Here is a 13,617-nt window from a genome sequence, read left to right on the forward strand (position 1 = left end):
AATTTACAATATAAGCTTTATTTATTTGCTAATTCTATAAATAATTTAGTAATATTTGTCTTAGATATTCTACCAACTACCTTTAAATACTCTTTATCATCAATAATTTTTTCCTCTACTATAGGTAAACTATCTACTTCATGTTCAATAATTTTTTTAGCTGCTTCTAAAACTGTTTCAGTAGGCTTTACTGTAACAATATTAGGCATCCTCGTCATTATAATACCTACCGGCACTTTATTTATATCTGTACCACCTATAGCCGTTTTAAGAAAATCCTTTCTTGACACAACTCCTGCTAAATATCCATCTGAGATGACAAAAACTGTTCCAACATCTTCTAAAAACATGGATACAATTGCATCGTATACAGAAGTTTTTTCATCTACTACTACCGGTACAGATTTTATTTCACCTACCTTTATTTCATAAATCCGATTAAGCAGCTCTATGCTTTCCTTATTTCCAGAATAAAAATATCCTACTTTAGGCCTTGCTTCTAATATTCCCGTCATTGTTAAAACTGCAAGGTCTGGTCTTAATGTAGCTCTGGTTAAATTTAGCATGTTTGCAATTTGTTCACTTGTAATAGGTTCATTTTCCTGCACAATTTGAATTATTTTCTTTTGACGACTTGAAAATTCTATGACAATCACCTCTACTATATTTTATGTGTTATACTATTATATATATATTATATACTATTTTGTCTAAAATGTTTATATTTTTTTTGATTTTTATTTAAAAAGGATAGTCTTTAGACTATCCTTTTTAAAATTCGACTCTTTTTGCAATATATTCTTCTAATTCATCAATTTTAATTCTTACTTGCTCCATAGTATCTCTATCCCTTACTGTTACACAACTATCTTCTAATGTATCAAAATCAACTGTTATACAATATGGCGTTCCTATTTCATCATGTCTTCTATATCTCTTTCCTATACTTCCAGATTCATCATAATCTACCATAAACTTTTTAGAAAGTAATGCATATATTTCTTCAGCTTTTTCACTTAACTTTTTAGAAAGAGGAAATACTGCTGCTTTAAATGGAGCTAAAGCTGGATGTAACCTTAATACTTTTCTTTCCGTTCCGTCTTCTAATTTTTCTTCTTCATATGCATCTATTAAAAATGCCAAAGTAACTCTATCTGCACCTAATGAAGGTTCAATACAAAATGGTATGTATTTTTCATTAGTAGTTGGGTCTTGATACCTCAAATCAACTCCAGAATGCTCCATATGCTGTTTTAGGTCAAAATCAGTTCTGTCAGCAATCCCCCAAAGTTCTCCCCAACCAAACGGGAATCTGTATTCAATATCTGTAGTAGCATTACTATAATGAGATAACTCTTCTTTAGAATGGTCCCTAAGTCTAATATTTTCTTCTTTCATACCTAAGTTAAGAAGCCAATTTTTACAGAAATTTTTCCAATACTCAAACCACTCTAAATCTTCTCCAGGTTTGCAGAAAAATTCTAATTCCATCTGTTCAAATTCTCTCGTTCTAAAAGTAAAATTACCCGGAGTTATTTCATTTCTGAATGATTTTCCTATTTGACCTATTCCAAAAGGAATTTTTTTTCTAGCAGCTCTCTGTACAGCTTTAAAGTTTACAAAAATACCTTGAGCAGTTTCTGGTCTTAAATATATTTCAGACTTACTGTCTTCTACAACCCCCTGATATGTTTTAAACATCAGATTAAATTGTCTAATACTAGTAAAATCTTTTTCTCCACATTCTGGACATTTTATATCTTTTTCTTTTATATAACTTTCCATTTCTTCATTTGTCCAACCATCTACAATAATTTCTTCATTATTAGATTTAGCATAATCCTCTATCAATTTGTCAGCTCTAAACCTAGATTTACACTTTTTACAATCTATAAGAGGGTCGCTAAAACCTCCTACATGTCCTGATGCAACCCAAACCTGTGGATTCATCAAAATAGCTGTATCTACTCCAACGTTATAAGGACATTCTTGAATAAATTTTTTCCACCAAGCCTTTTTAACATTATTTTTTAATTCTACTCCTAAAGGTCCATAATCCCATGTATTAGCAAGTCCACCATAAATATCAGAACCCGGGAAAATAAATCCTCTAGATTTTGCAAGTGATACTATTTTGTCCATTGTAACTTTCTCTGTCATATATATAAACCTCCTCATCAAAAAATAAATTTAGCCCTTCATCCCAAAAAGGGACGAAAGGCTGTCCTTCCGCGGTTCCACCCTAATTGATACAAATTTGTATCCTCTTTAAAATGGTATCGCTCAGGAGCTCCCTTCACTAAGCTACTATATCGGATTTCCAGCATCACCGACTCTCTATGATAGTAAACTTAGCTACTCTTCTCCTTCAATGCTACCCTCTATTTTTTTTGAGATTTTACCACAATTTATATGTTTTGTAAACCTCTTATTTTAAATCATCATCTTTTTTCTTACTTATAATTTTTTCCCTTGCTTCATCTACTTTTTGTTTTATATTTGAAAAAGTATCTTCAGTAATATCTTTTACATCAATTATTTCTCCATTATCTTTAACTATTTCTAATCTACAACCAGTAGCTAATGCAACAAGTATTCCTGCGATAGTTGCCGGAGTAAAAAGTACAGCTCCAACAGCTCCTGCTGTAACGGGAATATTTATAACTATTTCTTCATCTCGCCTTAATAAAATTCTAGTTACATTTCCCTTCTTAATAAGTTCTTTTAATTTTTCAATTATTTCATTGCCCTTTTCTGACATATTATTTGCAAAACTTTTTTGCTGTTTTGTTTCAATATAAATTATAGCTTCAAGTATATCACCATCAGTTGCTTCTAATGCTTCTTTTGCCTCTTTATACGTAGCTCCTGTTCTTCCCCTTATTTCATCAATTTCTGGTAAACCAAATCCCATTTTCTTCACCCCTTAATTTAAATTTTATTTAAAGTCTTTAAAAATTCAAGACTTTTAAAATTATTTTTCTCCAAATGAATTTCAATATACTTATCAAATAACTTATTTAAATTTTTAACTATATTTTGATTTAATTTTAATTTTGATAATGTAATAATATCAGTCCTTAAAATATAATCAATTAATTTCTTTACTGTATTACTTATAACAATTAGTTTTTCATACTGATTTGAACATAAATCACAAATTAATCCACCATGCTGAATACTAAATCTATATTTTTCAAAACTTTCATTTCCACAGCTGACACATCTGTTTACTTCTGGTCTAAAACCAACATAATCCAATAATTTTATCTGAAATGTAGCTTTTATAAATTCCAAATTATTATTATCATATGTAATCAAATATAAACTTTTAAGTAAAGTATCAAATAATCTATTATTAGTAACTCCTTCAAGTATAACTGATTCACAAAGTTCAGCTATATATGAAGCATATGCTAATCTAATTAAATCTTCTCTAACTTTATAAAAACTTTCTTTAATATCCACAGATGAAATTCTATCCAATTTGCTGCCTTTATTTATGATAAATTCTCCAAAAATAAATGGGTGGGAAGCTGGAGATAACTTAGATTTGGGTTTTCTTCCACCCTTAGCCACTGCCTTAACTTTACCGCTTTTTCTTGTAAAAAGAGTCAAAATAACATCTGAATCAGATATTTTATTTTTTCTTAAGACCACTGCATCGGTCTTAAATAACATTTAATCACCTCAAATTAATATTTTGAAAATCTTCATCATTCATATTATGTATATTATTTGTCTTAATGTCATTTATTAACTGTTCATATTCCTTTAAAAGCAAATAAGTATTTATATCGCCTGTTTTACTAAATAATTTCCATAAAGTTTCTCTTTCCATAAAGTCTACCCCCCATTCTTATTTTATATACTTATTTTCTGCATAGGGGGCAAACTAATATACAATGAAAAATTTGTAATACTTTAATTTTACAATATAAACTTATTTAATAAAATCGTTGTAAGAGTAAAATATATTGATAAACCTGTAATATCAATCGTAGTAGAAATAAACGGAGCTGATGCAACTGCTGGGTCTACACCTATCCTCTTAAAAACTAGAGGAACTAAAGTCCCTATACTTGCAGCAGTTATCATATTTGCCCACATGGCTATACCTACAACTATACTTAAAGCTATATCACCTTGTACAACTAATGAAAGAAGTGCTGCTATTATGCTACAAACTAATCCAACTAAAAATCCCACAGAAAATTCTTGCAATAAAGTTTTCAATACTTCCTTCCCTTTTATATTTCCCATTGCTATACCTCTAACAGTTAAAGTAGATGATTGCGTACCTACATTACCACCCATACCAGCTAAAAGAGGCATAAAAAGAGCTATAGATGTATTTTTATTTAAAGCAGCTTCATAACTTCCAATTACTTTAGCGGAAAGTAATCCACCAAACATAGTAATTATTAACCATGGAAGTCTCGATTTAACAGATGCATAAATCCTTGATGACAATTTATCCTCATCTGTATATTCTATTTCAGAAGTTCCTGCAAATTTATAAATATCTTCAGTAGCTTCTTCTTCAATTACATCTATAATATCATCTACTGTTATTATACCCATTAATTTATTATCTTTATCAACAACAGGTATAGCTAATAAATCGTATTTTGCCACAAGTCTAGCAACTTCTTCTTGGTCTGTATCGAGATTAACACTTATAACCTGCTCATGCATTATGTCTTCAATTAATTTATTTGGTTTACTTACTATCAGTTCTCTTAATGATAAAACCCCAACAAGACGTTCTTCATTATCTACAACATAAACGTAATAAACAGTTTCTGCATCTCCTGCTGATTCTCTTAAATCTTCAATAGCCTGATATACTGTAATATCTTTTCTGACGGCAATAAAATCTTTTGTCATTATTCCGCCAGCTGTATCTTCCTGATAAACTAGCAACTCTCTAACTTCTTGAGCATTTTCTAAATCCAAAAGAGAAATAATTTCTTTTCTCTTTTCTTCTGAAAGGTCTGCTAAGAGGTCAACCATATCGTCTTGAGACATTTGATCTAATATAAGTGTTTTTTGCTCTTTCTTTAAAATACCTATTAAACTTGTAAAAGTTTCAGAATCTACTTCTTCTAGCACTCTACTGGCTTGTTCCCATGATAATATACTGAAAAATTTTTCCTGATCCTCATAATCAAGTTTAAGTAGTATTTCAGCAACATCTGCAGGATGCAGCTGCTGAATATATTCATTCAAAGCTACATCTTCATTTCTTGCTAGTAAATCTTTAACTACTTGCAATCTGTCTTCAAATTTTCTTTCACTTTGTAATGTCAAGCTGTCACCCCCTTTAGGGAAAGTTGCAAAAAAATTCTAATCTATAATAGCCAATTAAGTATATAAATTTATTCTTTATATCCTAAACTTCTTAAAATATTTTCATTATCTCTCCAATCCTTTTTTACTTTTACCCATAATTCCATATATACTTTAGAACCGAGTAATCTTTCTATTTCTTCTCTAGCACTTTTACCTATTTTCTTTATCATTCTTCCATTTTTTCCAATAATTATTGATTTGTGAGAGTTTTTCTCACAAAAGATTGTTGCATCTATATCAATTATATCTTTATCCTCTCTCTTTTTTACAAAATTCAAATCTACTGCTACACCATGGGGAACTTCTTCATGCAAGTTATGAAGTAGTTTTTCTCTAATAATTTCAGATATGATAAATCTCTCAGGCTGATCAGTTATCATATCATGTGGGAAGTACATAGGACCTTCTGGTAATTTTGAAGTTATGATTTCCAATAACTTATCCGTATTTGTACCTTTAATAGCAGATATACCTATTATATCACTTATAAATTCATATTTACTATACATATCAAAAATATTTTTAAAATCTTCTGGAGAAATTATATCTATCTTATTGATAGCTAAAATAACAGGGGTTTTTACATTTTTAAGTATTTCAAGTATGTATCTATCTCCAGCTCCGATAGTCTTTGAATTATCTACAACAAACACAATAACATCTACTTCATTTAAAGTTTCCTGTGCCGATTTAACCATTTGCTCTCCTAATTTATTTTTAGGTTTATGAATTCCCGGAGTATCTAAAAATATAATTTGTATATTTTCACCATTATAAATAGTTCTTATCTTATTTCTCGTAGTTTGAGGTTTATTAGACATTATCAAAATTTTTTGTCCTATTAAATTATTAATTAATGTCGATTTTCCTACATTAGGTCTGCCTATAATTGTTACAAATCCTGATTTAAACGACATTTTACCACCACCTATTATATTTAATATTAATTCATTATTATTTTTAAATTACTCGGTACTATTTGATACCATGTAATTCCAGGATTTAATTTTATTTCATTTCCATTTAAATCATAAAACCTCGTAATATCTCTTCTGCTACCTTTCTTCCAAATTATTTTCATTATCTTTCCATTTGTAATGTAAAATCCCTTTCCTTTACCTATCAAATTTACATCAAGTCTTCCCTTACTGTCAATAACTTTTGTATTTGTATACTGAACTATTATATTCTTTGCAGATAAATGAATTTTAGTAACTTCATCTCTATGAGGCTTATTATTAATATATCTATAATAAAGTTTTTCTTCATCATTATATCTAAATTCTGAAACATAATTTTTCCTATAAGGAAATTTTATATCTTTTAAAATCTGTCCTTCAATATCCGTATCTTCTTCATTAAAAGAAAGCGTCTTAAAATTGCCGTTTGCTTTATATTTTCTCCTATGAGCTTCTTTTATTAAAGCTTCATAGCTCGTATACATATTATTAGGTATAGGCTTATGCCTTTTTCTCCAAAATGTATTTTTGCCACAAGAAAGTGCATCTATATCAGCCATTTTCAATGCTCTTATATCTTTTAAAGCTTGAGGACTTCCTCCTACATGAACATATAATGGGTCATATTCTAATGCTTTACTTATAAAATAAGGTCTTGCACTTCTCACAGGTCCAATTGTACTTGGTTTAGAAGAATAGATTATAGCCATATATCTCGTAATATTTCCTTCAGCTAAAATTTCACATATAATATCTGCATCACTTAATCCTGCCTGTGGTCTAGCTTTATAGTAATTATCTATCATAACTGCAATAGGTCTTGGATTTAACTGTTCTTTTTCAATATATAATCCAGTAAGAGGCGATTTTATCTTGCCTTCTCTATCATTAACTTTTTTATCTGAATTGTCAATACTATCCTTTATATTATTTTCAGAAACAACCTTATTATTACTTTCTTCTATAATTGACTGCTCAACTGAATTATCATCTTTTAAAGCCGGTTCACTTTTTGAGCACCCAGTAAACAATAGTAAAATCATAATTAAAAATATGTACTTTTTCATTATTTATCCCCCTTGTCAACTCTTTTTATCTGTACTTTTTTAATTCTTCTATTATGGATATCTAAAACTTTAAACGATATATCTTCATATCTTATTGTGTCATTTATATTTGGAACTTTTCCTATTAAATTAAAGACAAACCCGCCAATAGAATCAAATTCATCATCCGGCAAATTTATACTAAATATTCGATTTATTTCCTCAATAGAAACTTTTGAATCTACTATCAATGTGTTTTCATCTACATAATCAATTAAGTCAATTTCTTTATCATATTCATCTAAAATATCTCCAACTATTTCTTCTAAAATATCTTCAATAGTTACTAATCCCATAGTTCCTCCATATTCGTCTAACACTATTGCAATATGTACCTTTTTAATCTGCATTTCAGTTAAAAGGTCTATTGCTTTTTTACTTTGAGGAATAAAATAAGCAGGTCTTATTAAATCCTTAATAGTTAAATCTTCAATATTTTTCTCATCAAAATAACAGGAAAGCAAATCTTTTGCATAAATAATTCCTATAATATTATCCACAGAATCACTTATAACAGGTATTCTTGAATATCCATGCTCTAATACATATTTTATAGCATCTTTAATAGTTGCTTTTTCTTCCAAATAAATCATATCTATTCTTGGAACCATAACATCTGTAACATAAATATCTCCTATTTCAAAAATGCTATTTATCATTTCTCTTTCCTGTTTTTCTATAATTCCCATTTCTTCTCCTACATCAACAAGCGTCTTTATTTCTTCTTCTGATACAACAGTTCTATTGCTTGCCACATTTCCACCAAATATCCTAATAATCACTTTCGTTATTTTATTTAAGACAAACAAAACAGGCGTAAAAACAATTGAAAGAAAATCTATTAAACCTGCAAGTTTGACTGCCATTTTCTCTGGATTATATGCTGCATACGTTTTAGGAGTTATTTCCCCAAATACAAGTACTAAAACAGTCATTATAATTGTAACTATAAATGTTGCTTCCCTACCTGTAAAAATCATTAGAGTTAACTCCGTAGCAATTGCTGTTGCTGCTATATTAGCTATATTATTTCCTATTAAAATTGTGGCTAAAGTTTTAGAAGAATTTTTTAATAATTTTTCTAAAATCTGTGCTTCTCTTATACCTTTTCTTTTAAGACGCTTTACATTAACAATATTCAATGAAGACAGAGAAGTTTCAGCACTAGAAAAAATTCCAGACAAACTCAATAGTACAATAAGTAATACTAATCGCACAAATATATTAATATCCATAATATTCCTCCAAAGCTATTCCTAAATATTGCACCCCCTATTTAATTTCAAATTTACATAAATTATATATCTTTTCACTGAGTTAAAAGTATTTTAGCTTTTATTTTTATTTAGAAAAAATAAACAATTTAAAACTTTAAGCTGGAAAATTATTTATTATTGTATATTAACCGAGATAAAATGTTATATATTTTATCATAAAAGATAATATAAGCAACTACCATAGAATTAACTGCCGATATTAAAACTGCACCTGCAGCTACATTTTTTGCAATCTTTGCAAGTTCATGATATTTATCTGTAATTAAATCAATTGTAGCTTCAATAGCAGTATTTATCATCTCAGCAACAATTACTAAAGAAATAGTAAAAAACATTAAAATCATTTCTGTTTTACTTAATTTTAAAAAGAAAGAAAAAAATATTACTAAAAAAGCTATTACTACATGTATTCTCATATTTCTTTGAGTTTTAAAAGTATATATAATACCTTCTATTGCATACTTAAAACTTTCTAACAAATTTTTTGCCCTCATATTTATTCACCATTATTATCTTAATATACCCAAATCTTTTAATACTTTTTCCTCTTTTTGTCTCATTATTTTAGTATTTTCTTCCGTATCATGATCAAATCCAAATAGATGATACATACTGTGTGCTGTAAGAAAAGCTACTTCTCTTTCAAAGGTATGTCCATATTCAACTGACTGCTCTCTTGCTTTTTCTAAAGAGATTACTATATCTCCTAGTATTATCTTTGTATCCAAAGACTTTATCATTTCAATATTGTCATATTGAGGAAATGATAATACATCTGTTTTAGTATCTTTATCTCTAAAATTCTTATTAAGCTCTCTTATTTCATTATTATCTACAAATGAAATACTTATTTCAACATCTTGTTTTATTCCCTCTTCGTTTAAACATTTTTCTACCACTTTTTTTACAAGATTAATTAGCTTATCATTTAACTGAATTTTATTTTGCCTATTGTCAACAATTACATCCACTTTTTAATACACCTCTTTTTGTCATGCCAATTTTTAGTTGTTTAATTATAATGTTTTATTCAATTTTCCTACTTGACATTTAATAGCTGGTCTTTTTTTACTTTGTATTATTATAGCTATACAACTTGTCCAATTTTAAAAAATATCCTATTTCTTCTTTTTATTTTCATAATCATCATAAGCTTTAATTATCTTTTGAACAAGACTATGCCTTACAACATCTTTCTGAGTTAAATGAACAAATTCTATTCCTTCAACATTCTTTAATATATCTATTGCTTGTATTAAACCTGAATGTTTTCCCTTTGGTAAATCTATTTGAGTTATATCTCCATTTATTACTGCCTTTGAACCAAAACCTATTCTAGTTAAAAACATTTTCATTTGAGCCTTTGTCGTATTTTGTGCTTCATCTAATATGATAAAAGAATCATCAAGAGTTCTCCCTCTCATATATGCTAGTGGAGCTACTTCAATCATTCCCCTTTCCTTATACTTCAAATATGTTTCTGCTCCTAAAATATCATATAAAGCATCATATAAAGGTCTAAGATAAGGGTCTACTTTCATTTGCAAATCTCCAGGTAAAAATCCCAAACTTTCTCCTGCTTCAACTGCTGGACGAGTTAAAATAATTCTGCTTACTTCTTTGTTTTTAAAAGCTGTTACCGCCATAGCAACTGCCAAATAACTTTTTCCTGTTCCAGCAGGTCCTACTCCAAATATCACATCATTTTTCTTTATAGCTTCAATATATTTTTTTTGTCCTAAAGTTTTAGGTTTAATCATTTTTCCACGTGATGTAAGGCATACTACATTTTCTAAAAGTTCACTTATTTTTTCTTCTTCACCTTCATTATACAAACTGATAATATATAATATTTTTTGCTTATCTAATTTTTCACCTGAATGAATAATATCAATCAAAGATTTTAAAACTTTTTGAACAATATTTACTTTGTCTTCATCACCTAAAATAATTATCTCACCTTCTCTTGAAACAATACTGACTTTATAAGCATTTTCTATAAGCTTTATATTTTCATCTAAACTTCCAAATAGCTCATAAAAAATTTGCATATTGCCTACTTCAATTCTTCTTTCATATCTTGACTGCAACATTAATCCTCCTCAACTATATTAATTCTTTTTTTAACACCTATAGATTCTAAACATTCTACTGTAAGTCTTGCAATGAAAATATTATTTTCTCTTTTAAACTTGAAAGTTTTATTTAAAATTTTTGCTTCTTTTGGTATCTCTTTCATAATATTAACTATCATAAAATTTTCAAGAGATTTTCTCAAAATTTTTTCATCTATTCTTTGTTTTTTTTCAACTATTTGATAGTAATTCTCTATTAAAATTTCTATAGGTATATTAATTTTCCTCCATTTTGAAAAACTTTTATTTTTCTTCTCAACTACATATTTTTTAAATGGAACATTGCCTTTTGATATCGTAAACTCCATATTTCCTATTCTAATTATTCTCCTAGTATATTTCTTTCCAGTTTTAACTTTAATTATATTATAAATAGGTCTTTTTTCCACCTTTTCATAAAATGTTCTAGCATAAACTTCTCCCAACGAATGAACATATCTAACATCCATACCTTCTCTTACTATTTTACCACTAATTAAAACTTGATTTGGCTTTACGATATCCCCTCTTTTTACCACAGCATCTCCATTTTTTGCTATTACTTTTTCAATTATACCTCTCTTATCAGCTACAATATCACATGGAATATTGCTTTCTATTTTATTTAGATTATCATCTCTTTCTATAATTTTTACTATAGCTTTAGTTCCCTTTATTTCAATACCCACCCATGATATTGTATCATATTTAATCAATAAATTGTTCTTTATATTGTCAATATTTACTTTATATTTAAATATTCCTTGATTAAGTCCTAAATTTCTTAATGTCTTTAAAATTTCTTCATCATTTATTTTTTTATTTCCTACTACATCTATTGACCAAATAAATGAACTCGAAATAATCAAAATCATCAAAGATAAAATCCAACCTATTATTATTACTTTTCTTCTCTTTAAATTTGAAATTACAAAAGGATAACCTATCTTCATACTTATTTTTGCCCTACATCCCGTCTTTTTAATAATATTTCTCAGCTCTTTATACCCTTCAATTCCAACTTTTGCTTCAATTGTAGTATAATCAATTCTATGTATATCCCAAAAATAAACTCCTCTTGAAATTGCTAAATTTATCACTCTTTCAAGATTAAGTCCCTCAAGTCTAAACACTACATAACCTCTAAAATAATTCCACAATTTTACTACTAGCAAATTAAACACCTCTATTATCATAATTAACAGAAAAAATATTTCCAGTAATTGTGATTTCTTCTAAAATAATTGACTTGAGCAGCAAATTGCTGCCTATTATTTTTATAATTCCATTTTTAACTTTAACTCTCACCACTTCTTTTGAATACTCTATAATTCCCTTATGATTTTCAATTTTAAGCTCAATATTTCCAACAAGTATAACTCTCGGTAAATCCAGTACTATATCTTTTGGGAGTTCTAATATTTCAGAAATACTCTCTCTTATACGCTCCTTTTTTTCTTCCATAGCAAAAACTTTCCTCCTTCTATAAATTGTATGCCTTATCTTTATTTGCTATTACTCTACATTAATCACAAAAAATAAACCTCTTTTTTAAGGTTTAGTAATGAACACGAACTAACCAAAATTTAATTCCCCTATCATTCCATCCAAGGTCCCACGGAACTCTATATCTGTCAGTATTATGGCTGTGAACATATGCATACCCTCTTGAATCTGCACCTGTTACTACTGAAATATGAATTACTCTGCCCTTTTTTTCATAAGCTATAAAATCCCCCGGAAGTAATTTATATGATAATTTGTAAACCTGTTCATATGTGCCGTAAGCTATTTTTGAAGCCCTTTTGCTATATATCATATAGTTCTTAAAAGCATGTGCATTTACCCATGCTTTACTTCCACCTTTATGATATTTCCATACATTATTTTGTTTAAATTTTCCTCCTTCATAGAGAATCTGTGAAGCAAAATTGGCACAATCCCCGCCCAATGGATTATAATTTTTATACTTTTTATTATATTTAAATCCATATTTTTCATCTGCAGCTGCACCACAATATCTATCAGCATACTTAACTGCTCTTTTTCTTCTATTACTTATATTACTAAAATCTCTTTTATTTTGATTCATTATAAATTGTGTGATTTCACTACTTTTCAAACTATCTATATGAAGTGAATCTGCAAACGGGTCTGTATACCATTCCCTTGTAATTACCCAATTTTCTCCTTTTCTTTCAATATCTATTGAATGATACGTACCTATTCTAAATTCATTAACCTCTCCCGGTTTATCTTTATAGTAATATTTATACTTTGTAGAAACTATAAGATTTACTTTATATCCTTTTTTAGTTTTATTCACCCATCTTACTTTCGCTAAAGCTCTTATTTTTTGAAATACAATCCCTTGTTTTTCTGACCATTCATGTAAATATTTCATCTTTTTTAATTCATGTTCATAAGCCCATATTCCATACCTAATTTTAATATCGTATAACCTCTTCAAAATAGCTATATCTTTTTTTAAAATAGCTTCATTTCTCATATTAAATATATTTTGAATTATACTCGAAACATTTTCATCATTGTTAAATATTGTTAAAGTCAATAAATCAAAATTATTTTTAAAAATAAAAAATAATCCTATTATGATAAAAATAGCAACTATAATAATTAACAACTTTTTTTTAGAAAGAATTACTATCATCTCAGTCCCTCCAATTGCTACTTATGAAATTATATGTATAAATTAAAAATTTTAGAATATCATATAATGTTAAATTTCAAAAAATTAAAAAAACTGCCTAATATCTAATAAGTAAACTTAGATATAGACAGTTTT

General features: G+C 28.1%; 15 protein-coding genes and 1 other annotated feature. All 15 genes read right to left on the reverse strand.

What is annotated here, in order from left to right; all coding sequences use genetic code 11:
- Positions 1–17: 17 nt before the first annotated feature.
- Positions 18–656, reverse strand: coding sequence for a transcriptional regulator CcpN (locus BUA90_RS02255; RefSeq protein WP_072965776.1), 639 nt, complete (start codon positions 654–656; stop codon positions 18–20).
- Positions 657–771: 115 nt separating this feature from the next.
- Positions 772–2,160, reverse strand: coding sequence for a glycine--tRNA ligase (locus BUA90_RS02260; protein WP_072965777.1), 1,389 nt, complete (start codon positions 2,158–2,160; stop codon positions 772–774).
- Between the two features lie 46 nt (positions 2,161–2,206).
- Positions 2,207–2,381, reverse strand: a binding site (T-box leader).
- Between the two features lie 47 nt (positions 2,382–2,428).
- Entirely contained in the window at positions 2,429–2,914 is a 486-nt protein-coding gene (locus BUA90_RS02265; RefSeq protein ID WP_072965778.1) for a DUF4342 domain-containing protein, read from the reverse strand.
- A 17-nt stretch (positions 2,915–2,931) separates the two neighbouring features.
- The gene (gene recO / locus BUA90_RS02270) at positions 2,932–3,681 is read right to left on the reverse strand and encodes a DNA repair protein RecO (RefSeq protein ID WP_072965779.1); all 750 of its coding nucleotides are present in this window, start codon (positions 3,679–3,681) and stop codon (positions 2,932–2,934) included.
- A gap of 4 nt (positions 3,682–3,685) precedes the next feature.
- Positions 3,686–3,841 carry a YqzL family protein gene (locus BUA90_RS12125; protein ID WP_094756688.1) on the reverse strand — a complete coding sequence of 52 codons (156 nt, stop codon included), beginning with the start codon at positions 3,839–3,841 and terminating at the stop codon, positions 3,686–3,688.
- Between the two features lie 89 nt (positions 3,842–3,930).
- Positions 3,931–5,313, reverse strand: a complete 1,383-nt coding sequence (mgtE, locus tag BUA90_RS02280) for a magnesium transporter (RefSeq protein ID WP_072965780.1) — start codon at positions 5,311–5,313, stop codon at positions 3,931–3,933.
- 68 nt (positions 5,314–5,381) lie between these two features.
- The gene (gene era / locus BUA90_RS02285; RefSeq protein ID WP_072965781.1) at positions 5,382–6,272 is read right to left on the reverse strand and encodes a GTPase Era; all 891 of its coding nucleotides are present in this window, start codon (positions 6,270–6,272) and stop codon (positions 5,382–5,384) included.
- 26 nt (positions 6,273–6,298) lie between these two features.
- Positions 6,299–7,381 (reverse strand): DUF3048 domain-containing protein, encoded by a 1,083-nt coding sequence (locus tag BUA90_RS02290; RefSeq protein WP_072965782.1) that lies wholly within the window; start codon positions 7,379–7,381, stop codon positions 6,299–6,301.
- Positions 7,381–8,655, reverse strand: a complete 1,275-nt coding sequence (locus BUA90_RS02295) for a hemolysin family protein (RefSeq protein WP_072965783.1) — start codon at positions 8,653–8,655, stop codon at positions 7,381–7,383. The genes BUA90_RS02290 and BUA90_RS02295 overlap by 1 nt, the downstream gene beginning before the upstream one ends.
- 149 nt (positions 8,656–8,804) lie before the next feature.
- Positions 8,805–9,191 (reverse strand): diacylglycerol kinase, encoded by a 387-nt coding sequence (locus tag BUA90_RS02300; RefSeq protein WP_072965784.1) that lies wholly within the window; start codon positions 9,189–9,191, stop codon positions 8,805–8,807.
- Between the two features lie 15 nt (positions 9,192–9,206).
- Positions 9,207–9,668 carry an rRNA maturation RNase YbeY gene (ybeY, locus tag BUA90_RS02305; RefSeq protein ID WP_072965785.1) on the reverse strand — a complete coding sequence of 154 codons (462 nt, stop codon included), beginning with the start codon at positions 9,666–9,668 and terminating at the stop codon, positions 9,207–9,209.
- 147 nt (positions 9,669–9,815) lie between these two features.
- On the reverse strand, positions 9,816–10,790 hold the full coding sequence (locus BUA90_RS02310) for a PhoH family protein (protein WP_072965786.1): 975 nt from the start codon (positions 10,788–10,790) through the stop codon (positions 9,816–9,818).
- Positions 10,790–11,986, reverse strand: a complete 1,197-nt coding sequence (yqfD, locus tag BUA90_RS02315) for a sporulation protein YqfD (protein WP_072965787.1) — start codon at positions 11,984–11,986, stop codon at positions 10,790–10,792. Before yqfD ends, BUA90_RS02310 begins: the two co-directional genes overlap by 1 nt.
- Position 11,987: 1 nt before the next feature.
- On the reverse strand, positions 11,988–12,275 hold the full coding sequence (gene yqfC, locus BUA90_RS02320; RefSeq protein WP_072965788.1) for a sporulation protein YqfC: 288 nt from the start codon (positions 12,273–12,275) through the stop codon (positions 11,988–11,990).
- A 94-nt stretch (positions 12,276–12,369) separates the two neighbouring features.
- Entirely contained in the window at positions 12,370–13,482 is a 1,113-nt protein-coding gene (locus BUA90_RS02325) for an amidase domain-containing protein (RefSeq protein ID WP_072965789.1), read from the reverse strand.
- Between the last annotated feature and the right edge of the window lie 135 nt (positions 13,483–13,617).

The organism is Caminicella sporogenes DSM 14501, assembly GCF_900142285.1.
Lineage (GTDB): Bacteria > Bacillota > Clostridia > Peptostreptococcales > Caminicellaceae > Caminicella > Caminicella sporogenes.

Coding starts and splice junctions, on each gene's coding strand:
- BUA90_RS02260 (WP_072965777.1), bottom strand. CDS start 2,160: ATGACAGAGAAAGTTACAATGGACAAAATAGTATCACTTGCAAAATCT.
- BUA90_RS02265 (WP_072965778.1), bottom strand. CDS start 2,914: ATGGGATTTGGTTTACCAGAAATTGATGAAATAAGGGGAAGAACAGGA.
- recO (WP_072965779.1), bottom strand. CDS start 3,681: ATGTTATTTAAGACCGATGCAGTGGTCTTAAGAAAAAATAAAATATCT.
- BUA90_RS12125 (WP_094756688.1), bottom strand. CDS start 3,841: ATGGAAAGAGAAACTTTATGGAAATTATTTAGTAAAACAGGCGATATA.
- era (WP_072965781.1), bottom strand. CDS start 6,272: ATGTCGTTTAAATCAGGATTTGTAACAATTATAGGCAGACCTAATGTA.
- BUA90_RS02290 (WP_072965782.1), bottom strand. CDS start 7,381: ATGAAAAAGTACATATTTTTAATTATGATTTTACTATTGTTTACTGGG.
- BUA90_RS02295 (WP_072965783.1), bottom strand. CDS start 8,655: ATGGATATTAATATATTTGTGCGATTAGTATTACTTATTGTACTATTG.
- BUA90_RS02300 (WP_072965784.1), bottom strand. CDS start 9,191: ATGAGGGCAAAAAATTTGTTAGAAAGTTTTAAGTATGCAATAGAAGGT.
- BUA90_RS02310 (WP_072965786.1), bottom strand. CDS start 10,790: ATGTTGCAGTCAAGATATGAAAGAAGAATTGAAGTAGGCAATATGCAA.
- yqfC (WP_072965788.1), bottom strand. CDS start 12,275: ATGGAAGAAAAAAAGGAGCGTATAAGAGAGAGTATTTCTGAAATATTA.
- BUA90_RS02325 (WP_072965789.1), bottom strand. CDS start 13,482: ATGATAGTAATTCTTTCTAAAAAAAAGTTGTTAATTATTATAGTTGCT.